Below are 23,121 nucleotides of genomic sequence, written 5' to 3'. Positions count from 1 at the left end.
TTAGATATTTTTTGTATGATTTTGCTTTAAATTTAAAAAAGGAGAGAAGATGAAAAGATCTCTTGTTATACTTTGTGGCGCGCTTGTTTTAAATCTGCAAGCAGCAAGCATGGATGATATGATAAATAAAGGCGTCAAAATCGCTACTCACGCATCAAGTGGCGACTATAAAAGCTTAGTTAGCGAGGCGCTAAATGCGGCTGTTAGCGAGCTTTCAAAAGAGGGCTTTGTAAACAACACCACAGCTAAAATCCCACTCCCAAAAAGCCTTGAGATGGCGTCAAATTTAGCCAAAAAAGTGGGCGGCGAGAAGTGGGCGCAGGACCTTAGCAAGTCGATAAACAACGCTGCGACCACGGCTGTGCCAAAGGCTGCTGAAATTTTTAGCGAGAGCATAAAAAATATGAGCGAGGCTGATGTTAAAAAGCTATTTAACGGCGGTAGCGACAGCGTTACGAAGTATTTGCAGCAAAGCTCTAGCCAAAAACTAAAGGCGGCATTTACACCGATAATTGAGAAAATGATGAGCGATAATAGCTTTGCGACTGCCTATAATGGGCTAAATTCTTTCATCGGCAGCTCAGCTAAAAACAACGAAACGATAAAATCAGTCAAAAGCCTAGCTAAAAATTTAGGCGCAAGCGAATATGTGCCAGATGAAGGCGAAGACCTAAACGCCTATATCACGAGAAAGACGCTAGATGGGCTATTTAACGTGATGAGCGAGAAGGAAAAGGGGCTAAGAAGCGGCTTTAGCCTAGATAGCGGCAAAAAGGTGCTAGACTCGATCTTTAAATGAGAAATTTAAGCGCTCAAAACAAAGCCGACATCGCTCTTATCGTAGTTGCCGTCGTTTGGGGCGCTACGTTTTTACCCATGGCAAATGCGCTAAAGACAAATGGCGTCTTTGTCATGCTCTTTTGCCGTTTTTTTCTCTCGGCTATCTTTATGGGCTTTGTCGCGCTTAAATTTACTAAGAAATTTGATAAAAAGAGCGTTATCTACGGCGTTATCCTTGGGGCGGTGCTATTTTTATCATTTGCCACGCAAACTTACGCCCTAAAGCTCACTTTTAGCTCGAGCGTCGCCTTTATCACGGGGCTTGAGTGCGTGATAGTGCCTTTTATGGCGGCTTTTATTTTTAAAAATAAAATAACCATTTTTGCTATTTTAGGCGCTATCGTCGCTATTTTTGGGCTTTGGCTCTTAAGTGGCGCCACGCTAGCACTTGGGAGCGGAGAGGCGCTAGCGCTTGTCTGCGCGATATTTTACGCACTTTATACTACGCTAAATGGCCACTTTGTTAGAAAGAGCGAGCTTTATTTGCTTGTCTTTGTGGTATTTCTTACAAACGCCCTGCTTTCGCTTGTTTTTGCGCTTTTTCAGGGCAGTATCGTGCCAAATTTTGATAGGGAATTTTTCATAGCGATATTTATCACGACGGTGATAGGCACTATATTTTGCTATTTTGTGCAAACTATCGCTCAAAGATACACGACCGCTAGCAAGGCGGCCTTGTTTTTCTGCCTAGAGCCAGTCTCTGCTGGGCTAATAGGCTACTTTTTTGCAGGCGAGATACTTAGCATCTGGCAAATTTTTGGAGCCATGCTCATCATCTTTGGCGTCATTTTTAGCGAATTTGGCAAGCAAATTTGCTCTAAATTTAAGCTCTAAAAGACAAAAAGCTTCATTTGTGAGTCTATCTTTTCATCTATAAACTCACCCTCAAATCTCTCTTTTAACATCACTAAAACCGTCTTTTCATCGTAGTTTTTAGCTCCGTTTATCTCAAGGTGCCAGCAGATATTTTCAGCTGCTTCTTGCACGCTTCGTCTAGCGATCCTTGTCTCATTTAAAATTTGGCTCTTAAAAGCGATGCCTTGCTCATTTAGCCACGCTTCAAGCCTATCTACTATGTTTTTTTGAGAGAGTACGCGGCCAAATTTTTCAAAAAATGGCTCAAGTAGATCAGAACTTCTAGGCTTGTCCCAGCCAAGATAGAGCTTTTGCTTGGCGCAGTTTTGAAAGCTCATGAAGTCCTCGTCGCTTGCAATGGCCGGGCTCATCGTGCAAATAGCGATATCAAAGAGCCTTGCTGGCTTAAATTCTCTCCACGAGCAAACCTCGCTACTTAAATTTGTCACGCCAAATCTCTTTGCGTCCTCGTTTAAAATTTCTATCATCTTTTCAGAGCTATCAATGCCTGTTATATGTTTAGCCGTTTTTGATAAAAATATGCTCCAAACGCCCGTGCCACAGCCGATATCTAAAATTTCTTTGCCGTTAAAGTCTATCCCCCAAGCCAAGGCTTTGGCAAAAATTTGCTGCTGGATAGCGCTGATCTTGCCGTCAAATCTTTGGTAGTTTGACGCCTTTTTATCCCATAAATTTTGCATTTTAGCTCCTCATTTTTGGTTATAATTTTAGCAAAAAAGGTCAAAAATGAGAGATTTTATATATCACGTCACCATCCCACCACAAGCCATCGACATGCACGGACATATGAATAATGTCTATTATTTCACGCTTATGCAAGAGGCCGCATTTGCCCACTCTGCCGCAGTTGGCGACACGGTTGAGGCGCAGTATAAAAGGGGTGAAATTTGGCTCATTAGAAAAAATGAAGCAAAATATATAAAAAGCGCAAAGCTGATGGACAAGATAGAAATTCACACCTACACGCAGGCCGATGGCAAGGCGACATCTTGCAGATATTTTGAGTTTAAAAAAGATGGCGAGCTAATAGCAACTGGCAAGACGGAGTTTGTCTATATCGACCTTGAGAAAAACCGCCCAAAAGCTATCCCGGATGAGATCATCGCACTTTACTCGTGATCGCACTCGTCGCAAACGCCCTTTATCACGGCACTTTTTATATTTTTAGCGACGTTTAGGCGGGGCATATCGATGTTTGTCACCTTGTGGCAGACGTCGCAGATGAAGTAGGCTTTGGCTTCATTTGCCAGCTCGTAGTAGCTCTTGTGGTTGTTTTCGGTTTTTATCACGAGATTTTCTTTTTCAAAAATTTCCATACTTCTATAAAAGGTCGTCTTGTTTGCGTCAAGGCTCTCTAAAATTTCGTCGTAGCTTAGCGGCGTTTTGGCGTTTTGTAAAATTTCAACAAGCTTTATGCGAAGCGTCGTGGCCTTGATATTGTGCTCTTCTAAGAAATTTCTCGCGTTCATCTTTGCCCTTTTGATTTTTCGTATATTAACGCTAAAAGATTTAAACTATATTTAAAAGAAAAGGCTAAATTTAGGCTTTTGTATTTTAAGTTGCAACCAAGTTGCATTTTGCTAAACTTCGCAATTATTTTTTAAAGGAGAGATAATGAGAAAAATTATCGTTTTTTTAGCTGTTTGTGCTTTGTCTCTTTTTGCAAAGCCGGTTGTGACTACTAGCATACTGCCAACGAAATTTTTTGTCGAGCAGATCGCTGGAGATACGCTAGATGTAAATGCGATGGTTGGCAAAGGCGCTGATCCGCACACTTATGAGCCAAAACCAAAGCAGATGAAGGAGCTTGAAAAGAGCGAGCTTTACTTTGCTATCGGCATCGAGTTTGAAGACGCGTGGCTGGATCGCTTCTCAAAGACGTTTAAAAATTTACGCATCGTAAAGACGCAAGAGGGCATCGAAAAGATCGCTATGAGCGAGGAGCATGAACATGAAGAGCACCACGAGCATAAGCACGATGGTGAGCATAAGCATGAGCACCATGACCACGAGGGCGAGCACCATCATCACCACCATGACGGCCTTGACCCACACATCTGGCTTGACCCTATCTTAGTAAAAACTCAAGCTGATAACATCGCAAAAGCGCTAATAGAGAAATTCCCACAAAATGCAAAGCTTTATGAGGAGAATTTGGCTAAATTTAAAGCTAGTCTTGACGAGCTTGATAGCTTTATCAAAAATGAGCTAAAAGATGTCAAAACTCGCGAATTTATCGTATATCACCCATCTTGGGGCTACTTTGCAAAGCGCTATAACTTAGAGCAGATCGCCATCGAGATAGAGGGCAAAGAGCCAAAGCCAGCTGAGCTAAAAGAGCTCATAGAAGAAGCCAAAGAGCACGGTGTAAAGGTCATTTTCGTGGCTCCACAATTCCCAACAAAGGCTGCAAATTTGATCGCAAAAGAGACTGGCTCAAAGGTCGTCATGATAGACCAACTGCCTGAAAACTGGCTAGCCGAGATGAAAAAAACGGCTGAAATTTTCGCTAAAAGTCTATAAAAATGTTAGCACGCCTGATCGTCATTTGCCTACTAGCGATAAATGCTTTCGGGTGTGCTCTATGCTCGCTTTATAGCCCAACAGCTCACGTTAGCGCGAAATTTATCGCACACGAAAATAATATCACGCAGATAGCCTTTACTTGGACCTTTTCGCAAAATTTCTCAGACCTGATGAAGCAAAATTTTGACCTCAATCAAGATGAAAAGATAGACGATAAAGAGCTTAGAAAGATCCGCCTAAATTTACTCGACTACCTCGTGCCAAGGCACTATTTGACGGACATTGAGTATTATTACAAGGATGAAAATGCCACTAAAATAGAGCCAAATTTAAATAATTACAAGCTCTATTTTGACGAGGGCAGGCTTAAATTTGACGTGAGTTTTAAAACAAATTTAGTGATCGCTGACGGACTTGTCGTGTCGGTTGATATGGAAGACAAAGAGAGCTATTTTAACTTCAAATTTACGCAAAATAACGCATTTTTGGTGGGTAAAAGCTTCTGGGCGATACCAAATTCAAACTCAAATTTGATATTTTTTACGTTTTCAAGCAAAGAAGCGGCCAAAGCTCACAACCAAAAGCCAGCGCTTAAAGAGCTGCTAAAAGAGCCAGTAGCAGGCGCGAGCGATGAGAATTTAAGCCAGATAGACAAGATCGACGAGGCGAAATTTGACATCGTCTCAAAAACTAGTCTAAGCTTGCTTGATAGGCTAAAGCAAATTTTAAGAAGCGTGGATTACAAAAGTCCGCTTGCGCTGCTATTTTTGGCATTTATCTCATTTGGCTATGGCTTCTTACACGCTGCTGGAGCAGGCCATGGCAAGGTGCTAACAAGCTCATATTTTGCCGCAACTGGAGGCAGCTACAAAAGGGCGTTTTTATTTGCACTAAAGATCGGCTTTTTGCACGTCGTGGGTGCATTTGTCTTTGTCTTTGCTAGCTTTTTACTGCTTCGTGAAGTAAGCAGCGACCTTACAAAGGACACTGCTAGTATAACGACTGCGTTTTCTGGAGTTGTGATCTTTTTTGTGGCGATTTTTATGCTCATTAAAAAGATCAAATTTTACCTTTCAAACAAAAATGAGACTAAATTTTATATTTTTAGATCAAATCTAAGCCAAAACTTGAGTAAAAATACAAAATTTAAAAGTGAATGTGGCTGTCAAATTTGCTCAACCAAAAAGCCAAAGAGTAAAGAGGAGTGGCTAGTAGCGGCCGCTGCGGCTCTTGTGCCCTGTCCTGGCACGATACTAGTCTTTGTGCTGGCAAATGAGATAGGTAGCTACTTTGCAGGTGTGATAAGTGGCGTATTTATGGCGCTTGGCATGAGCTTGGTGATATTTGTAGCGGCAGTTTTTGGCTCAAAGATCAGCACGAACATTAAGCTAAAAAAGTTTAAAATCTACGCAGAATTTGCAGCCCTTGGCATCATGCTTTGGCTTGGACTTTTCATTTTTGTCACGACATTTACGCAAAAGAGTCTGTTTTGAAAGATATTATAAAAATTAAAAATTTAAACTTTAGCTACGATAAACAAGTCGTTTTAGAGGATATTAACTTAGAGTATAGTAGCGACGAGTTTTTAGCGATAATTGGTCCAAATGGCGGGGGCAAAAGCACGCTTTTAAAGCTCATTTTGGGTCTGCTTAAGCCTCAAAGTGGCGAGATCAAGCTCTTTGGCAAAGAGCCAAGCGAGGTTAGCAAATTTATAGGCTACGTGCCGCAAAATTTCCTCTCAAATCAAAGCTTTCCGATGATGGTTTTAGAAGTTGTTTTAATGGGGCTAATCGATAAAAAAATCTTTGGCTTTTACTCAAAAGATGAGAAAGCCCTAGCGCTAAGTGCTCTTGAAAAGGTCGGCATGAGGGAGTTTGCAAACGCAAGGATCGGCGAGCTAAGTGGCGGTCAAAGGCAGCGCGTCTATATCGCTAGAGCGCTTTGCGCAAATGCAAAAGTGCTTATCTTAGATGAGCCAACAGCAAGCATCGACACAAAAGGGCAGGCTGAAATTTATGAAATTTTAAAGGGCATAAACGCAAATGGCGTGGGCGTAGTTTTAGTCAGTCACGACCTAAATATTGTGCTAAATTACGCTACAAAGATCGCTTACGTGAGTAAAAATTTACACATTCATAAAACGCATGAAAACCTTGCAAAGAGGGAATTTATCGAGCATCTAGCTAGAACGCATAGCCATTTTTGTGATGTCGAGATCGCACTTGGCGAGTGCGGTTGTGAAAAAACAAAGAGCAATGTTTTTAAATTTTAAAGAGAGAAAATGAGCGAAATTTTAGAGTTAAATTTTATGCAAAATGCCTTTATTGTGGGCATTTTAGTAAGCATAATATGCGGCATGATAGGCTCGCTTGTGGTGATAAACAAGATGACTTTCATCGCTGGAGGTATCGCACACGGCGCGTATGGCGGCATAGGGCTTGCATTTTTCTTCTCGCTCGAGCCACTTTTTGGAGCGAGCATATTTTCACTATTTTTAGCACTCATCATCGCCACGATCACGCTAAAAGACAAGACAAACATTGACTCTGTAATAGGCGCTATTTGGGCGATTGGTATGGCGATTGGCATCATTTTCATCGACCTCACACCTGGCTATAACGCCGATCTTATGAGCTATCTTTTTGGCTCGATCCTTGCGGTTAGCGGCACAGATATCGCGTTTATGAGCGTTTTAGACCTCTTGTTTTTGGCGCTCATCGCACTTTTTTACCGCCAGTTTGTGGCGATCAGCTTTGATGCGGAGTTTGCAAAACTTCGCGGGGTAAATACGACATTTTTTCACTATCTGCTAGTTTGTATGATGGCGCTTTGCGTGGTGGCTACGATCCGCGTCGTGGGGCTAATACTTGTCATCGCGCTACTTACCATACCGCCATATATTGCTCAAATTTTTGCCAAAAGGCTGGGGCTAATGATGCTAATCTCAACCATTTTTTCTATCATTTTTTGCTTTATCGGTCTTGTGATCAGCTTTTATTTTAACATCACAGGCGGAGCTAGCATCATCTTAGTCGCCTCGCTTTGCTTTTTTGCGTTTAGCTTTAAATTTAAAAGCTTGCGCTCGTAGCTCTTTTTAACCTAAAAAGCGTCCAAGCCAAAAAGCAAATCGCCGTAAAATAGACGCTAAAAAAGAGCGCTAGCCACATAAATTTGATCTCGAGTCCTAGCCAAAAGACCACCACGTAAAAGAGCGAGCATTGAAGCACGAGCTGTCTAAAGCCATTTAGCAAAAAGATCGCCACTGGGCGTTTTATCGCTTGTAGCGTGCTGCCTGAGATGTTTATCGTGCCGTAAGCCATGTAGGCAAGTGAGTTGATGCCAAGGTAGAGTTTTGCCACTTCTAGCACGGCTGGCGTGCTGTCAAAGAGCTTGATCGCGCTCTCGCCAAAAAGCCTTATAAAGATGTAGGCAAAGGCGCAGTAGATGAGCAAAAAAAGAAGCGATAGTTTGTAGCACTGCATCGCTCTTTGAAAGCTCTTAGCGCCGTAGTTTCTTGAGATGATGCTAAGCACTCCTGCTGCCATGCCGATGGTTGGAAGCACTAAAATTTGCTCGATCCTTAAGGCTATGCCATAACCTGCGACTGCATTGACGCCGTAAAAGCTTACAAATTTTAAAAGCACAAGCGAGCCAAGCGACATTGAGAGGTAGTTTAGACAAGCTGGCAAGGCTTGCTTTAGTATCTTTGCCCAGACGGTGAAATTTGGCACGAAGTAGCCTAAATTTCTAGGCTCTATCATCTTGCTTTTTATAACTTTAAAAAAGAGATAGATCATGCCTAAAAACTGCACGCTAGCCGTTGCTAGTGCAAGACCTTTTACGCCAAGAGCAAAGATAAAAGCAAAAAGATAGCAAAAAAATGCGTTGATAAAAAGGCCGCAAAATAGCCAGTTGCGGTAGCTTTTAGTATCGCCAAGTGCGACAAGTATGCCATTGAGCGATTTTATAAGCAAGAAAAATGGAGCAGCAAGAAAGATGACGCCAGCGTAGTCAAGTGCTTCATCGATGTAGTGATGATCAGCACCTAAAATGACTAGTAAATTTGGCGCTAGTAAGTAGCCACATAGCCCCATAAATAAGGCAAAAAGAAGCACAAAAACGATGCCATTTGCCGCATAAAGCTTAGCCATTTTTGGTTTGTTTGCGCCTAGGCTGTTGCCTATTAGCGCGGTGAGTGCCGAGCCAAAGCCAAGCCCAATACCAACGACACTTAGATAGAGCAAAAAGCTCATCGCCATGCCAGCAACTGCAAGGGTTGAAATTTTGGCGGCGAAAAATGTGCCAGTGACGTTGTAAAGCGTGTTAAACATCATGCCCACGCCAGCTGGCAGCGAGAGCGAGATGATTAGTTTATTTAGCGGGTCTTTTAGTAGGTCCAAGCTGTCTTCTTACTAAATGGTATATGAGCTAAGTTCTATCAAATTTCCATCAAAGTCGTAAATATATAAACTCTTCATTGCCCCAAGTGCTCCATTTCGCCTAACGATGCCAAGCTCGATCTCTACGCCTTTTGCAAGAAGCTCTGAGCGCACGTCTTCTATGTCGTCTTCAACTATTAAACATATATCAGCACTGCCCTTTGTTGGATGCTTTGCCGCAGGTAAAAACTCGCCCTCAAACCTATGTAAATTTATCTTTTGCGAGCCAAAATTTAGGCTAATGTGACCGTCTTTCTGAGCTAGTCGCATGCCTAAAATGTCGCAGTAAAATTTAAGCGCCTCTTCAACGTCGCTTACTACGATCACGATGTGATCTAAATTTTTTATCTGCATTTTGGCTCACATCTTTATTTTTGATCTCTTAATGCCCTTTTTCTAGCGTAGATATTTATGCACTCAACCGCTAGCGAGAAGCCCATAGCAAAGTATATGTATCCTTTTGGCACATGCACGCCAAAGCCATCAAGCACGAGCGCAAAGCCAACTAGCACCAAAAATGCTAGTGCGAGCATTTTTATCGTTGGGTTGTTATCGACAAATTCTGAGATCGCCTTTGAGGCAAACATCATCACACCAACTGCGATGATGACGGCAAGTATCATGATATCGATGTGCTGAGCCATACCAACTGCGGTGATAACGCTATCAAGCGAAAAGACTATGTCTAAAATGCCTATTTCTAGGATAGTTGCAAAAAATCCTGGATGAGATTTGCTCTCGTGAGCCTCTTCATGCTTGCCAGTGGCGTTTGCGTGGATCTCCATTGATGATTTTACTATCAAAAATAGACCGCCTATTATGAGCACTAGATCGCGCCCAGTGATGCTAAGCTCGCCTATGCTAAAGAGCGGCTTTGTAAGCTTCATGATCCAAAATAGCGAAAGTAGCAGGATGATCCTGGTGATCATCGCAAAGCCAAGCCCTAAAATGCGGCCTTTGCCCCTTTGCTCTGGTGGCAATTTGCCTACTAAAATAGCGATAAATATGATGTTATCTATGCCTAAAACTATCTCCAAGCCAGTTAGCGTAAGTAGCGATATCCACGCCTCTGGCGAACTCAACCATTCAAACATTTACTTCCTTTGTTAAAATTTTTATTATGCTTTGTGGCAAAATTTCATGCTCTATGGCGTGGATTTTAGCCTCCCAAGCCTCCAAGCTCATGCCGTCCTCGCGCTCAAATGCCCTTTGCGCGATCAGTTTGCCCCCGTCAAGCTCCTCACTCACATAATGCACGCTCACACCGCCTATCATCATGTCGCTCTCAAAGCTCTCCTTTATCGCATGCGCGCCCTTAAAAAGCGGCAGGATAGATGGGTGAAGGTTTATGGCTTTTATCTGCGCCGTAAAAACTGGTGTTAGTATCCTCATAAAGCCTGCAAGAACCGTTAGATCAGCCCCGCTTTTTAAAATTTGCTCCACCAAAACAGCGTCAAATTCCTCACGTTTGTCAAATTTAGCACTTTCTATTATCGTCGTTTCAAGCCCAAATTTCTTAGCTCGCTCGATGCCAAATGCACCAGGTTTATTGCAGATACAAAGACAAACTTCGATCTTTACGCCGTTAAAAATTTGGTTATGAACTTTTTTAAGTATCGCTTCTAAATTTGAGCCACTGCCGCTAAAAAGCACGGCTATCTTTTTCGTAAGCATTTTATTCCTTTGATGATGTCTGTTGGCTCCAGCGCGTAGCTGTTTTTGTCAAAATTTCTAAGACTAAGCGCATGAGCTAAAGTGGCTGAGATGGCAGCATTTAGTGGCTCGTAGCCTTGAGCCAAAAGTGCTAGCACAAGACCGCTTAGCACGTCGCCGCTGCCGCCTTTTGCAAGCGTATTTTTGCCATAAGGCATGACGTAAATTTGCCCATCTTTGGCGATTATAGTATTTGCCCCTTTTAGCACAAGAACGGCATTAAATTTCTCGCTCCAAGCCCTCGCGTAAGCGTATCTGTTTTCTTGCAAAGTTTGCACATCTATATCGGCTATTTTGCAAATTTTTAAAAGCGAGCAAAACTCCTTTGGATGAGGCGTCAAGACGCAGTTTTTGCTTAGCAGATCAAGCACTTTTGGGCTGTAAAAGATATCAGCGTCAAGCACAAGCTTTTTGCCTTTTAAAATTTGCACCTCAAGCTCTTCTACGCCCTTTTTGCCAAGTCCCATGCCAAGGGCTCCAGCGTTCATTTTCTCACTTATCTTGCTAGCTTGCATGATATGCGTTGGCAAATTTAAACCTTGCTCGCCTATCACGCTAACTAGCCCAGCCCCAAAGGCAAATGCTGCCTTGGCGCAAAGTTTGCTAGCTCCTATGTGCTCGCCAGATATGATAAATGCGTGGCCAAAGTCGCCCTTATTTACGCACTGATTTTTTCTATTTGGAAGTATAAGGTCGCATTTTTCAAGCAAGTGATAGTCGCTCTCGCACTCGTAGTTTTGCGCGCTTATGCCAAGAGTGGCGACCTTTATCTTGCCCACGTAGTCCTTTGCCGCGTCACTATAAAGCCCTAGCTTTTTAGCTCCCATCGTGACAGTCACGTCTGCTTTTACGCAAGCGCCAAGCACCTTACCATCGCTACTTAGTCCGCTTGGCAGGTCGCAAGCGATGATGTAAGCAGGGCTGGCGTTTATTTTTGAGATAAGCTCTATGTGCTTTTCGTCTAAATTTCTATTTAGCCCTGAGCCAAAAAGTCCGTCTATGAGGCATTTTGCGATATTTAAGCTACTTTCTACATCTTTGCTCTCTCGCACGCCAGCAAATTTAGCCCTTTCAAGCTGTTTGCTCGCAAGTGGTTTTAAATTTTTACTAGCTAGGATAAATTCACACTCAAACTCGCCATCTAGCATCCTTAAAGCGCAAAGCACGTCTGCACCGTTATTTCCGCCACCACAAATGCCAAGCACCCTCTCGCCTTTTTTAAATTTCTTACGGATGAAATTTGCTATAGCTGTGGCTGCATTTTCCATTAACAGCTCTTCGCTAAGGTCAAATTTCTCGCCTGCTCGCTCGTCCAAAACTCTCGTATCTAAATATAAATTTTTCATTCTATGCCCTAAAACTAAGCGCCTCTAGGATGTGGGGCTTTAAAATTTGCTCGCTCTCATCAAGATCAGCGATGCTTCTAGCCACTCTAAGCGTCCTTTTTATGCCCCTTTGAGAGAGGTTATACTTTGTGGCGGCCTTTTGTAAAATTTCACTTGCCTCGGTGTTTAATGTGCAAAATTTAGCCACCTGCGCGTCACTAAGCTTGCCATTTAGCTCATCTTGACCCCGCTTTTTTTGAAAGATAAAGGCTTTTAGCACCATCTCGCTCATCTGCCGTGAGCTTAAACTTGCCTTATCATCTGGCGAGCTCTCGTCCATGGCGACTTTTAGATCGATGCGGTCAAGCACTGGGGCTGAAATTTTGGCTTTGTAGTTTTTTATCTCATTTTCGCTGCATTTGCAGTTTAGGTTGCGGGAGAATAAATTTCCACAAGGGCAGGGATTTTGAGCGGCTACGAAGATAAATTTAGTCTCATAAGTCACTTTTGAATTTACCCTTGCGATGTGGATTTGATTGTCCTCAAGTGGCTCTCTAAGGCTTTCTATCACCTGTTTAGCAAAGTGTGGGAACTCGTCAAAAAATAGCACTCCGCCATTTGCAAGTGCGATCTCGCCGATCTTTGCGACGTTCGAGCCTCCGCCAAAGATCGAGCTTTTTGTCGAGGTGTGATGCGGCGAGCGAAAGGCTCTAATGCTTGTAAATTCGCTATCTTGAAGATTGAGCGAGCGGTAGGCGGCGGACTTTAGCACCTCTTCTAAGCTTTGTGGTGCCATGATATAGACGAGGCGTTTTGCGCACATGCTCTTACCGCTGCCTGGGCTGCCTTCAAATAGGATATTGTGCATGCCAACGGCTGCGATGACGCAGGCTCTTTTGGCTCTTTCTTGACCCAAAACGTCCTTAAAATCAAGCTCATAATTTAAATTTGGAACATATCTTTTGCCGCCAACTTCTATCACATTTGAAAATAGCTCGTGCGTGGCGTTAAAATGAGTGCTTTTAGCAAATTCTGTGTCGCTAAAAAACTTGATCGCCTCTTCTAGTGTGCTAACGCCATAAACCTCTAAATTTGGGATCATTGAGGCTTTTGCAGCTATCTCACTTGGCACTAAAATTTTTGCCTTTTGCACCTGCGTGCTTAAAAAAAGTAGGATCGAGAACAAATTTGCCGTGCTTTTTACACTGCCATCAAGTCCAAGCTCGCCAAAAACGAAAATTTTTTCTAAGCTTTTTGCCTTTTGAAGGGCGATGAGAAGTGCGATACTTAGATCAAAGTGTGAGCCACTTTTTGGCAGGTCTGAGGGGGATAAATTTATGGTTATTTTTTGTGCTGGAAAGGCAAAGTCAAGCGCTAAAAGTGCTGCCTTTACGCGCTCCGTGCTCTCTTTGATGCTGGTGCTTGCAAGACCCACGATGCTAAAGCCAGGAAGCCCACGAGAAAAGATCGACTCAACATCAATGATCTTTAGTCCGTCGCCGTATGTAGCACATTTTAAGGACTTCATGATGTCTTTTCTTTTTTCTGCTTTTTGTATTCCTTGTCGAATTTTTTGCGTTTGTTAAAGCCTATTTTTTCTATAAAAAGATGTCCGTCTAGGTGGTCATTTTCATGCTGGATAGCGATCGCTAGTAGCCCGTCAGTTTTTAAGGTCTGCTCTTTGCCAAAGCGGTCTTGAAATTTGATGCTAACGACCTCACTTCGCTTAACGTCCTCGTAGTAGCCAGGCACGCTAAGGCAGCCCTCTTGATAGACACACTCACCCTCACGTAGCTCAAATTTTGGGTTTATGATCTCGATTAAATTTTCTTTATCTTGCACGCCCTCTTCGTTGGCTAAATTTATGATGAAAATTCTCTTTGCAACGCCTATTTGTATAGCTGCAAGACCGATGCCTTCTTTTGCGATCATCGTCTCATACATATCATCAAGAAGTTTGTGAAGCTTCTCATCGAAGACTTTGACCTCTTTTGAAATTTCATAAAGCTTTTTATTTGGATAGGATAAAACGTCTAGGATCAAACTAATTCTCTGCTTTCTCGTCTAAAAATAGTGGCTCATTTAGGTCTTGGTTGGTCTCTAGCTTGTCAAGTGCGTGAGAGAGCAACTCTTCGGTACTTTTTGTCTTTGAGATCATGCTTGAGACGATCTGCACATCTAGTTTGCACTCTTCGTTGTCGATCTTCCAAGGCATAGATGAGAGCATGTTTAAAATTCTCGCGCACGCTTGCTTTGTGCCATTTTCGTCGGTGTATTTCATCACCATAGCAAAGCAACCATCGCCGTAGTGTGCGACTATATCGCTCCTACGTGAAGTTCTTAAAAGAAGCTGCGACATACTTTTAAACATATTGTTTCGCTCTTTTAAATTTTTAACTCGGTTTGCAAATTTGTCTTTTATCTTGACTAGCAAAAATGAGGCATTATAGCCGTAGCGCCTAACAGACTCTATCTCGCTGCTTATGGTCGCTACTAGAAATTTCTTGTTATAGACCTCGTATGTTGTGTCGTAGATCGACTGCTCTTCGATCGCCTTAAACATCTTGCCGACCTCTTCGTAGCTCATCTTGATGACGTCAAGGTGCTTGTCCATGAGGTCGTTTAGCTTGATAAGGTCTTGGTTGAAGGCGCTTAAGACATTTTGCAGCGCAAGGACGTTTGTGTTGTTTTTAAGCCCATCCATGCGCTTTTGCACTAGACTTCTCATAATGCCTAAATTTTTATAGATGAGCACGACTGCTTGAAGCATGCTTTTTATCTGGATAAAGCCTTGTTTTACCTCTTTTTCGATAGAAATGTTGCCATTTGTTGGCACTGAGCTTTCAGAATTTGCCACGATGATATCGCCGATCTCTTTTCTAAACTCATCTGACTGCCCATCAAGCATCTTTTCAAAGTAGATAGAGTAGTTTGTTGGCGTAGATGGGACGTTGTCGTCACTTAGTTCGTGCAAAACGTCCTCTGAAAATTTATAGATATTTACCTTTTCTTTTTTGACAGCTGGTTTTGCTTTAGCTGCTTTTCTTTTTGGATCTGGTGCGTTATCTATCTTTATCACTTTGGGCCTTATTTAAAACTTTTCTCCAAAATTTTATCGACAAGTCCATACTCTTTAGCTTCAGCTGAGCTCATAAAAAAGTCACGCTCAGTATCTTTTACGATCTTGCTTAGTTTTTGACCTGTATTTTTTGCCAAAATTCCATTTAAAATTTCTTTCAAACGTAAAATTTCGCGAGCTTGTATCTCGATATCAGTTGCTTGTCCTCTAGCACCGCCAAGTGGTTGGTGTATCATGATACGAGAATTTGGCAGAGCATATCTCTTTCCAGGTGCGCCACAGCTTAGTAAAAATGCGCCCATGCTAGCGGCCTGACCGATGCAGATAGTGCAAACATCTGGCTTTATGTAGTTCATCGTGTCATAGATGCTAAAGCCACTTGTTATCACGCCGCCTGGTGAGTTTATATAAAGGTAGATATCTTTATCTGGATCTTCAGCCTCTAAAAATAGCAGCTGAGCGACGATAGAAGCAGCCATGCCGTCCTCTATCTCGCCACTTAGCATAACGATCCTGTCTTTTAAAAGACGGGAGTATATATCATAGCTTCGCTCACCTCTGCTAGTTCTTTCAACTACGACAGGAACGTAATAGCTCATTACTCAGCCTTCTCTTTTTTGCTTGCTTTTTTCTCGTCTTTTTCTTTGTTAAAAAGCTCGCTAAATAGCTTCTCTTCGATCATCGACATCTTTATAGCTGGGAGCATGCCTTGGTTGCGGTATATCTCGAGGTGCGCTTTTGGATCTTGACCGCTTCTATACGCCTCAAAGTAGATCGCTTGAACGACCTCTTGATCGCTCACTTTCACGCCTCTTACGCGAGCTAGCTCATCGATGATGAAAGTTAGGCGAACACTATTTTCAGCGTCTTTTCTATACTCGTCACGTTTTTTAGCTAGAGCGTCTTTGTCTTCTCTAAATTTCTTCATATCATCTGGAGTAAATGAGCTCCATGCGTTTCTAAACTGCATATCGATCTCTTGCTCGACGATATTTTTTGGCACGTCAAATTTAAATTTCTCAACCGCAGCTTCAGCAAATTTTGGTTTTAGCTCTTCGTTTATAAGTTTATAAATTTTCTCTTGGCGAATTTGCTCTTTTATGCGCTCTTCAAGTAGCTCTTCAGTTGGTTTTTCTTCGTTTGGAAGGATAGTTTTTAGCATCTCTTCGTCTAGTTTTTCAGGGATCTTTCTCTCTTGAATTTCATGAAGTTTGACTTTAAAAACAGCGTCTTTGCCAGCTAAATGTGCAGCGCCATAGTTTTCTGGGAATTTAACCTCGATATCTTTTTCGCCACCAGCTTTTATGCCTACCATGCCATCTTCAAAGCCTGGGATGAATTGGTTTGAGCCGATCTCAAGCACGTAGTTTTCAGCCTTGCCACCTTCAAATGCAACGCCATCAACAAAGCCCTCAAAGTCAAATTTAGCAAAATCGCCAACTTTTAGGCCTCTTTTACCCTCTACTTTTTCAAGCGGAGCTATCATTTTTAGAAGTTCAGCTTTTTTCTCATCGATATCTTTTTTCAAAACGCGTGGGTTTGAAAACTCTGGTATCAAGCTCTCATAGCCGCTCACATCGACACTTGGCTTAAATGAAACTGTTAGCTCAACGTCGATCTTGTCATCTTTTCTGTCAAATTTTGAAACGATAGGCTCGCCGATAAGGTCGTCATTTTTCTTGCCCGCTTTTTTGATAGCCTCTTCGACTACATCTCTTAAGACATCTTGCTCAGCGTCGTTTGTCAGCTCTTTCTCGTAGCGTTTTAGCACGACAGCGACTGGCACATGGCCTTGTCTGAAGCCATCTACTTTCATAGTTTTTGCTGCTTTTTTTGCTAGTTTTTCTACGCTAGACTTTATAGCATCTGCACTTACAGTTGTGCTTGCTAGGGTATTTACGCTATCTAGAGCTTTGATTTTGATTTCCATCGAATTCCTTTATGAATACAAATTTTTAGCCCAAAATATAGCAGAATTTTCCTTATTTCATTGTAAATTTGTAAATTTTTATAGATATAAAAGGCGTTTTAACGTAGAATTTGGCGATAAAATTATGGAGAAAATTTATGCAAGAGAGTTTTGAAAATTCAGTTAAAAATATGCTAACTATTATCGGCGAAGATCCAAACAGAGAAGGGCTTATTAAAACCCCAGAACGCGTTTATAAAGCTTTTAAATTTCTAACTAGCGGATACGAGCAGGACCCAAAAGAGGTGCTTGGTGACGCGCTATTTACTAGTTCAAACAACGAAATGGTTTTAATGCGAAACATCGAGTTTTACAGCCTTTGCGAGCACCATTTGTTGCCAATAATTGGCCGTGTGCATGTGGCATACATCCCAAATGGCAAGGTTGTTGGCCTTAGTAAAATTCCACGCATGGTAAATATCTACGCCAGACGCTTGCAAATTCAAGAGCAGATGACCGAACAGATCGCAAAGGCGCTTGAGGACGTTATCGCTCCAAAAGGTGTTGGCGTAGTCGTTGAGGCTAGGCATATGTGTGTTGAGATGAGGGGCGTGGAGAAGATAAACTCGACTACGACGACCTCGGCGCTTAGGGGCTGCTTTATCAAAAACGCAGACACAAGACGGGAGTTTTTCTCTCTTATAAATTCGCCTAGGGAAACGCATTTTTGAGCTTAGAGCGTATAAATTCAAGGCTTAAAGAGGGCGTGAAGCTCTCAAATACCTTTGGCGTCATCACAAAGATCACAGCTACTACGATAGAGATCACCGGACTTCGCCCAAGTATCGGCGACATCGTGCGCATAGTGGCAAAAGACAAGAGCAAAAACGGCCTTGGCATGGTCACGCAGATAAAGACAGATGGCGCTTATATCAGCCCATTTGGCTTTGTCGAGGGCTTTAGGATAGGCGACTTTGTCTATGAGAGCGATCAAGGCATGAGCATACCTGTGGGGCCAAATTTACTTGGTCGCGTGGTCGATCCATTTATGAAGCCCATTGACGGCAAAGGGGCGATTGATACGACTGAATATATGCCGATCATGAGAGCGCCCATAGATGCGATGAAAAGGGGGCTTATAAACGAGCCTTTTAGCGTTGGCATAAAGACGATAGATGGGCTGCTTACCTGCGGCAAAGGGCAAAAGCTGGGAATTTTCGCAGGTTCAGGCGTGGGCAAATCAACCCTCATGGGCATGATCGTAAAAAATACGCTAGCTCCCATAAAAGTAGTCGCGCTAATAGGTGAGCGTGGCCGTGAGGTGCCTGAATTTATCGAAAAAAACCTAGGTGGCGACCTAGAGGGCACGGTCATCATCGTAGCGACAAGTGACGATAGCTCGCTCATGCGAAAGTACGGCGCCTTTTGCGCGATGAGCGTGGCTGAATACTTCAAACAGCAGGGCAACGACGTGCTTTTCATCATGGATAGTGTGACGCGTTTTGCGATGGCACAGCGTGAGATCGGCCTTGCGCTTGGCGAGCCACCGACCTCAAAGGGCTATCCGCCAAGCTCGCTTACACTCTTACCACAGCTGATGGAGCGCGCCGGCAAAGAGGAGGGCAAGGGCAGTATCACGGCATTTTTCACCGTGCTAGTCGAGGGCGATGATATGAGCGACCCGATAGCTGACCAAAGCCGCTCTATCCTAGACGGCCACATCGTGCTAAGCCGCGAGCTAACGGACTTTGGCATCTACCCACCTATCAATATCCAAAACTCGGCCTCGCGTGTCATGGGCGACGTGATCGGCAAAGAACACAAGCTAAATGCGATGAAATTTAAGCGCCTCTACTCGCTTTTAAAAGAAAATGAGGTCCTACTTCGCATCGGCGCATATCAAAAGGGCAGCGACAAGGAGCTTGACCTTGCGATCTCGAAAAAAGAATTTATGGAGAGCTTCTTAAAACAAAGCTCAGAAGAGGCCTTTGCGCTTGAAGAGGTCGAAGAGCTGCTTGATAAGATCAATCAGTAAAATTTCTGCATAAATTTGACTACTAAAATTTCATAGCCTTTTATTAAAAAGATCGGTAAATTTTGCTTTTTTGGTGCGGAAAAGTGTTGTTGCAAAAGTCGCGGAAGCGTGTTTGAAATTTACTGGGTTTTTGGGGCTAAATTTCATGAAGTGGGCGGCTTTTGTGTTAGTAAAAATGATAAAACGTTATAAAAAATAGTCACGCCCACGCTTCAAACGGCGGATAAATTTAAAATTTTTGGTTTTTTGGATAAAAAATACCATTTTGCAGAGGCTAAGGTAGTAAATTTATGCTAGTGCCTATAAGTTGGCATCTGCCAAGCTGTAGTTTTGAGTTCAAATTTAATAAAAAAGCAAAATTTCACACTTTGACCCACAGTCATCTGCTTTAATGAAAAAGCCCGCAATAGGCAAAAAAGCGATAAAACAGCTTATGTAAAAATTTATCTGCCTAAACTGGAGTTGCAGAGTGGATAAAATTTTAAAATTTAAAACAAGCAAGCGAGTTAAATTTATGCAAAGAGCCTATGAGGGGCATATATCTTATCGTAGCTTTTGCTAAAATTTAATTGTAAAAAATTTCATATTTAGTTTTGCAAGCGCCAATATTTTAGACTTTGCTTTGTGACGCAAAGCGTATATTTAAAAAAGCCAAAGAGAAAAATCTCTTTTTACTTTTGCCAAAGATTAAAATTGTTTGCGTTTTCTATAACTTTAGTGGTAGGCTTTGTGTAAATTTGACTATAAAGGCAAATTTGATATTCGCGCTTTTGTCTTTGTGATGACGTAAAGCCTGCAAGATACTTTAAAAGCCAAAAGTAAAGCTTTTTTCTCGCTAAAGCTTAAATTTAACCCGTGTTTTCCGTGATTTTATCGGCAAAACTCTTCTAAATTTTATTGAGTAAAGCAAATTTATTATCAAACCAGCGGTTTTGTGTAGCGCAAAGTCAAATTTATAAATTAAGGGAAAAGCTAAGAGCCAAATCCCATCTTTTTATCCTCGCCAAAGCTTGAGTTTAGCTCGCGCTCTATCGTGGTTTTGAAGTCCTCAAAGGTAAAAATCCCATCATCTTTTATCGCCACTTTCAATGCGGTATTTTTTAGCGCAAGGACGATCTGCGCACCACTTAGGTTAAACTCAGCCAGCCTTTCTACGCTAAAGCCATCTTCAAAGCTTGCATTTTCAGGCAAAATTTTACGCCAAATAGCAAGCCTGCCGTTATAATCAGGCTTTTTAAACTCGATCTTGTAGTCAAATCTTCTAGAAAACGCCACGTCAAGGCTTTGTAAGAAATTTGTCGTAGCGATCAGCACGCCTTCAAAGCGCTCGATCTGCTCTAAGAAGATATTTTGCATTTGATTATGCATCTTTTCAGCCCCGCTTGAGCTCTCCACCCTCGTGCTTAAAAATTGATCGGCCTCGTTTAGCAAGAGCACCGGCTCGCTGCCACTTTTTTTGCAAATTTCTTTGTAGGTGTCAAAAATTTTCCTTACATTTTGCTCGCTCTCGCCGACATATTTGCTTAAAATTTTTGAGCAGTCAAAGCTTAAAATTTGCTTCTTTAGGCTCTTAGCAAGCCCAACGGCGCTCATCGTTTTACCAGTGCCAGGCTCGCCGTAAAAGATGATCTTAGCGTCTATATTTTTCCTAGTTTTTATGCCCCAGCTGCTAAGTCTAGCGAGCACTTTTTTATCGACTTGCTTTAGTATCGTGCTTAAAAGCTGCTTTGTCTTTTCATTTAGCACGACGTCTTCTAGGCTCGTCACTGGCTCTATTAGCTCAAAAATTTCTTGCTCTTTTACCAAGCTTTCGATCTTGATTTTCTTGCTGTTTTTGTCATTTTTTGGGTGCATTATGCTTTGCAAAATTTCTTCGTTTATAAAAAAGCTCTTGCTTACGTTGCCATAAGCGTTTAAAACCTCGTCATAGTCGATAAGTGCGCTCTCTATGAGCCTTGAGCCATCCTCTAAAAGTGTGCGATTTTTGATGCGTTCAAGTTCATCTTTGCTTATTAGCCCAACTAGCGTGTTTAGGTCGCGGCCGTTTTCAAAGTCGCCCGCATACTCCTCTTTTAAAAGGGCTAAAAAGATGATCTGCTCTTTTTCATCAAGTGAGTTTTCTTTAAAAATTTGCTCTATCTTTAGGCTGATCTTACTTAGTTTTACACGCTCATTTATGCGTTTTGTTAGCTCAGAAATTTGCTCATTTATGCGCTTTTTAGCGTCATTTGAGCCACCTTCAAATATCGCAGCCTTTGAGTAAAGCTCTATCTTTAAAAACTGATCTTTTAAATACTCCAAATGATCTTCATAAGGCGCAAGCTCTGGCAAATTTATATCAGCGTTGCCATCCTCAAGGATCTTTAAAAAAGTGCTTGAGAGTGAAATTTCAGAGTGAAGTAGTGAAAGTAGCCCTTGGCTTGAGCTTTTTTGCGGGCTCTCTGGCATTTTAAAGAGGCTGTAGTTTTGCACTATCCAGCCGCTACCCAGCAAATTTTTTATAAATTTAAGATATAAAAGCTGCTTGTCATTTTGCGTGCCAAAAACAGCTCCAAGTAGCTCAAAAACGCTCATGCTAGCCGTTCCTTGCACGTAGGCTTTGCTTAGGTATTTTAAAATTTCTCCCTCTTCATCGCCGCACTTTATAAGCTCGTAAATTTTACTTTTTTTGAGGTCTTGGTTTAGAAAATCAAGCAAATACTTCACTAAATTTTATCCTTTATCTGCTCTTTTAGCACGCGTTTTAGCACCTTGCCAGTGGCGTTTCTAGGCAGCTCCTCGGCAAAATAGATGCTTTTTGGAATTTTGAAATTTGCTAAATTTTTCTTTAGATGCTCTCTAACCGTCTTTTCATCAAGATCCATGCCATCTTTCACCTGTATGAAAGCGACGACCTCTTCGTCTGCGTGCACATCTTTTACGCCGATGACTGCTGTAGCCTCGACGGCTTCAAGTTTATATATGACCTCTTCGATCTCACGCGGATAGATGTTTATACCCTTTGATATGATGAGGTCCTTTTTGCGATCAACAATGTAGATAAAGCCCTCTTCATCGATCTTGCCAAGGTCCCCAGTCTTTAGCCAGCCATTTATGATGGTCTCATCAGTCACGCCTGGCATGCCGTAGTAGCCTTGCATGACGCAGTCGCCTTTTACGATGATCTCGCCGATCTGGCCGACTGGTAGCTCTATCATCTCATCATCTACGATCTTGACCTCATAGCCATTTAGCGCAGGGCCTACGCTTAGAAGCTTTTGCTTGTCAAATAAATTTGCCGCTACGACTGGCGAGCATTCGCTAAGGCCGTATCCTTCAACGAGCGTCGCGCGCGGGAATTTCACTCTAAAATCATCAATCGTTTGCTTAGCAAGCGGAGCAGCACCACTTACAAATAGCCTTATGCGGTTAAACCATCTAAAATACCAAGGAATTTTTGCCTTGCCAATGGCTGTATAGATGGCTGGGATACCCAAAAATACAGTGACTCTTTTAAGCAGCGTCTGCTTTAGCACATTTGAAAATGGAAAGACTGATCTTACAAGCACCATCGAAGCGCCCGCATATATCGGTAAAAGCACCATCGCTGTGAGCGTAAAGCTATGAAACATCGGTAAAAATACGATAAATCTATCGCTTTTTTTAACCTTAAAACGCTCGTGAGCGCCGATGACGTTTGAGAAGATATTTTTATAGCTTATCATCGCACCCTTTGGCTTGCCTGTGGTGCCTGAGGTGTAGATGATGTGCATGAGATCGTCTATTTTAGGGTATTTTGTGATGCTTAGGGTGTATTTGTGATTTAGCGCTTCGCTGAAATTTACATTTTTTACAACGCCGTTATTTTCATAGCCCTTGCTCATATCCTCTTTTGAAATTTGTGGAGTTGAAGATAGATAGGCACTCTCGCCATACTCCTCATCGAAGCTTACATAGTCGTCTTTTGAGGCGCTTTGAAGCTTTTTAGGCGTTTGACCGATCCAGATGATCTTTCTTAAAATTTCAAGCTCGTTAAGTGCTATTAGCTCCTTTGCAAGCGAGCTGGAGGCAAAGAGCACCCTTGCGCCGCAGTCGTTTAATATATACTCAAACTCATTTGTCTTTAAAAAGGTGTTCATCGGCACCGCGACCGCTCCGATAGCCGTGATAGCAAGGTATGAGATGATAAATTCTTTCGAATTTGCCACCGCCATAGCCACTTTGTCGCCAAAATTTACCCCACAAAGCTGCAAGTAAGCCGCCACTTTATCGACGTTTTGTTTTAGTTCGTGGTATTTTAGCTTCTCTTTTTCATCAAAGATCGCTATCTGGTTTGGACTTTCTTTTGCTACTTTGGTCAAAATTTCATAAAAATTATTATAAGAGTATTGCATTTTTAG

23 protein-coding genes are annotated in these 23,121 nt (G+C 42.3%); 9 read left to right on the top strand and 14 right to left on the bottom strand.

The features are described 5' to 3' along the window. Positions 1-49 precede the first annotated feature (49 nt). Both UNSWCS_RS01670 and UNSWCS_RS01665 read left to right on the top strand, forming a co-directional pair. Complete coding sequence (locus tag UNSWCS_RS01670) at positions 50-799, top strand: DUF4197 domain-containing protein (RefSeq protein ID WP_021087109.1); 750 nt, start codon at positions 50-52, stop codon at positions 797-799. Next, positions 796-1,674, top strand: coding sequence for a DMT family transporter (locus tag UNSWCS_RS01665; RefSeq protein ID WP_021087039.1), 879 nt, complete (start codon positions 796-798; stop codon positions 1,672-1,674). Before UNSWCS_RS01670 ends, UNSWCS_RS01665 begins: the two co-directional genes overlap by 4 nt. Here UNSWCS_RS01665 and UNSWCS_RS01660 read toward each other — a convergent pair. Then, positions 1,671-2,396 (bottom strand): class I SAM-dependent methyltransferase, encoded by a 726-nt coding sequence (locus UNSWCS_RS01660; protein ID WP_021087048.1) that lies wholly within the window; start codon positions 2,394-2,396, stop codon positions 1,671-1,673. The two genes, UNSWCS_RS01665 and UNSWCS_RS01660, sit on opposite strands and share 4 nt — an antisense overlap. Before the next feature lie 46 nt (positions 2,397-2,442). Here UNSWCS_RS01660 and UNSWCS_RS01655 point away from each other — a divergent pair, with 46 nt between their 5' ends. Then, on the top strand, positions 2,443-2,835 hold the full coding sequence (locus UNSWCS_RS01655) for an acyl-CoA thioesterase (RefSeq protein WP_021087070.1): 393 nt from the start codon (positions 2,443-2,445) through the stop codon (positions 2,833-2,835). On the opposite strand, the gene UNSWCS_RS01650 is transcribed toward UNSWCS_RS01655, so the two are convergent. Continuing rightward, complete coding sequence (locus UNSWCS_RS01650) at positions 2,826-3,185, bottom strand: Fur family transcriptional regulator (RefSeq protein ID WP_021087036.1); 360 nt, start codon at positions 3,183-3,185, stop codon at positions 2,826-2,828. The genes UNSWCS_RS01655 and UNSWCS_RS01650 overlap by 10 nt on opposite strands. A 145-nt stretch (positions 3,186-3,330) precedes the next feature. Between UNSWCS_RS01650 and UNSWCS_RS01645 the strand changes: the two genes are divergently transcribed. From UNSWCS_RS01645 to UNSWCS_RS01630, 4 genes are read left to right on the top strand one after another with little or no spacing between them, the layout of a single operon-like run. Continuing rightward, entirely contained in the window at positions 3,331-4,239 is a 909-nt protein-coding gene (locus UNSWCS_RS01645; RefSeq protein ID WP_021086628.1) for a metal ABC transporter solute-binding protein, Zn/Mn family, read from the top strand. A 2-nt stretch (positions 4,240-4,241) separates the two neighbouring features. After that, on the top strand, positions 4,242-5,735 hold the full coding sequence (locus UNSWCS_RS01640) for a nickel/cobalt transporter (protein ID WP_021087104.1): 1,494 nt from the start codon (positions 4,242-4,244) through the stop codon (positions 5,733-5,735). Then, positions 5,732-6,514: a metal ABC transporter ATP-binding protein gene (locus tag UNSWCS_RS01635; RefSeq protein WP_021087079.1), complete on the top strand. Its 783-nt coding sequence runs from the start codon at positions 5,732-5,734 to the stop codon at positions 6,512-6,514. The genes UNSWCS_RS01640 and UNSWCS_RS01635 overlap by 4 nt, the downstream gene beginning before the upstream one ends. A 9-nt stretch (positions 6,515-6,523) precedes the next feature. After that, positions 6,524-7,330 (top strand): metal ABC transporter permease, encoded by an 807-nt coding sequence (locus tag UNSWCS_RS01630; RefSeq protein ID WP_021087037.1) that lies wholly within the window; start codon positions 6,524-6,526, stop codon positions 7,328-7,330. On the opposite strand, the gene UNSWCS_RS01625 is transcribed toward UNSWCS_RS01630, so the two are convergent. Genes UNSWCS_RS01625 through tig form a run of 10 tightly spaced genes read right to left on the bottom strand, consistent with a single transcriptional unit; the run spans position 7,311 to position 16,728 of the window. Further along, a complete protein-coding gene (locus UNSWCS_RS01625) occupies positions 7,311-8,642 on the bottom strand; it encodes an MATE family efflux transporter (protein ID WP_021087006.1) in 1,332 nt (443 codons plus the stop codon). The genes UNSWCS_RS01630 and UNSWCS_RS01625 overlap by 20 nt on opposite strands. Positions 8,643-8,654: 12 nt before the next feature. Further along, positions 8,655-9,035, bottom strand: a complete 381-nt coding sequence (locus UNSWCS_RS01620) for a VOC family protein (RefSeq protein ID WP_021087053.1) — start codon at positions 9,033-9,035, stop codon at positions 8,655-8,657. Between the two features lie 14 nt (positions 9,036-9,049). After that, a complete protein-coding gene (locus tag UNSWCS_RS01615) occupies positions 9,050-9,775 on the bottom strand; it encodes a TerC family protein (protein ID WP_021087117.1) in 726 nt (241 codons plus the stop codon). After that, positions 9,768-10,355 (bottom strand): phosphoribosylglycinamide formyltransferase, encoded by a 588-nt coding sequence (gene purN / locus UNSWCS_RS01610; RefSeq protein WP_021087035.1) that lies wholly within the window; start codon positions 10,353-10,355, stop codon positions 9,768-9,770. Before purN ends, UNSWCS_RS01615 begins: the two co-directional genes overlap by 8 nt. After that, complete coding sequence (locus UNSWCS_RS01605) at positions 10,337-11,740, bottom strand: bifunctional ADP-dependent NAD(P)H-hydrate dehydratase/NAD(P)H-hydrate epimerase (protein WP_021087047.1); 1,404 nt, start codon at positions 11,738-11,740, stop codon at positions 10,337-10,339. The genes purN and UNSWCS_RS01605 overlap by 19 nt, the downstream gene beginning before the upstream one ends. Position 11,741: 1 nt before the next feature. After that, entirely contained in the window at positions 11,742-13,247 is a 1,506-nt protein-coding gene (locus UNSWCS_RS01600) for a YifB family Mg chelatase-like AAA ATPase (RefSeq protein WP_021087111.1), read from the bottom strand. After that, positions 13,244-13,762 (bottom strand): peptide deformylase, encoded by a 519-nt coding sequence (gene def, locus UNSWCS_RS01595; RefSeq protein WP_021087040.1) that lies wholly within the window; start codon positions 13,760-13,762, stop codon positions 13,244-13,246. The genes UNSWCS_RS01600 and def overlap by 4 nt, the downstream gene beginning before the upstream one ends. 1 nt (position 13,763) lies before the next feature. After that, positions 13,764-14,798 (bottom strand): GGDEF domain-containing protein, encoded by a 1,035-nt coding sequence (locus UNSWCS_RS01590; RefSeq protein ID WP_021087083.1) that lies wholly within the window; start codon positions 14,796-14,798, stop codon positions 13,764-13,766. 8 nt (positions 14,799-14,806) lie between these two features. Further along, positions 14,807-15,397 (bottom strand): ATP-dependent Clp endopeptidase proteolytic subunit ClpP, encoded by a 591-nt coding sequence (gene clpP / locus UNSWCS_RS01585; RefSeq protein WP_004317374.1) that lies wholly within the window; start codon positions 15,395-15,397, stop codon positions 14,807-14,809. Continuing rightward, positions 15,397-16,728 (bottom strand): trigger factor, encoded by a 1,332-nt coding sequence (gene tig / locus UNSWCS_RS01580; RefSeq protein WP_021087078.1) that lies wholly within the window; start codon positions 16,726-16,728, stop codon positions 15,397-15,399. The genes clpP and tig overlap by 1 nt, the downstream gene beginning before the upstream one ends. Before the next feature lie 137 nt (positions 16,729-16,865). Between tig and folE the strand changes: the two genes are divergently transcribed. Both folE and fliI read left to right on the top strand, forming a co-directional pair. After that, positions 16,866-17,438: a GTP cyclohydrolase I FolE gene (gene folE, locus UNSWCS_RS01575; RefSeq protein WP_012001018.1), complete on the top strand. Its 573-nt coding sequence runs from the start codon at positions 16,866-16,868 to the stop codon at positions 17,436-17,438. Continuing rightward, positions 17,435-18,742, top strand: coding sequence for a flagellar protein export ATPase FliI (gene fliI / locus UNSWCS_RS01570; RefSeq protein ID WP_004317323.1), 1,308 nt, complete (start codon positions 17,435-17,437; stop codon positions 18,740-18,742). The genes folE and fliI overlap by 4 nt, the downstream gene beginning before the upstream one ends. Positions 18,743-19,714: 972 nt before the next feature. On the opposite strand, the gene UNSWCS_RS01565 is transcribed toward fliI, so the two are convergent. Both UNSWCS_RS01565 and UNSWCS_RS01560 read right to left on the bottom strand, forming a co-directional pair. Further along, entirely contained in the window at positions 19,715-21,448 is a 1,734-nt protein-coding gene (locus UNSWCS_RS01565; protein ID WP_021087106.1) for an ATP-binding protein, read from the bottom strand. Continuing rightward, positions 21,448-23,115 carry a fatty acid--CoA ligase gene (locus tag UNSWCS_RS01560; RefSeq protein ID WP_021087093.1) on the bottom strand — a complete coding sequence of 556 codons (1,668 nt, stop codon included), beginning with the start codon at positions 23,113-23,115 and terminating at the stop codon, positions 21,448-21,450. Before UNSWCS_RS01560 ends, UNSWCS_RS01565 begins: the two co-directional genes overlap by 1 nt. Between the last annotated feature and the right edge of the window lie 6 nt (positions 23,116-23,121).

The sequence above is a fragment of the Campylobacter concisus UNSWCS genome, assembly GCF_000466685.1.
GTDB lineage: Bacteria > Campylobacterota > Campylobacteria > Campylobacterales > Campylobacteraceae > Campylobacter_A > Campylobacter_A concisus_A.
The sequence above is the reverse complement of the archived record's forward strand: the minus strand, read 5'-3'. Positions and strand labels throughout refer to the sequence as shown.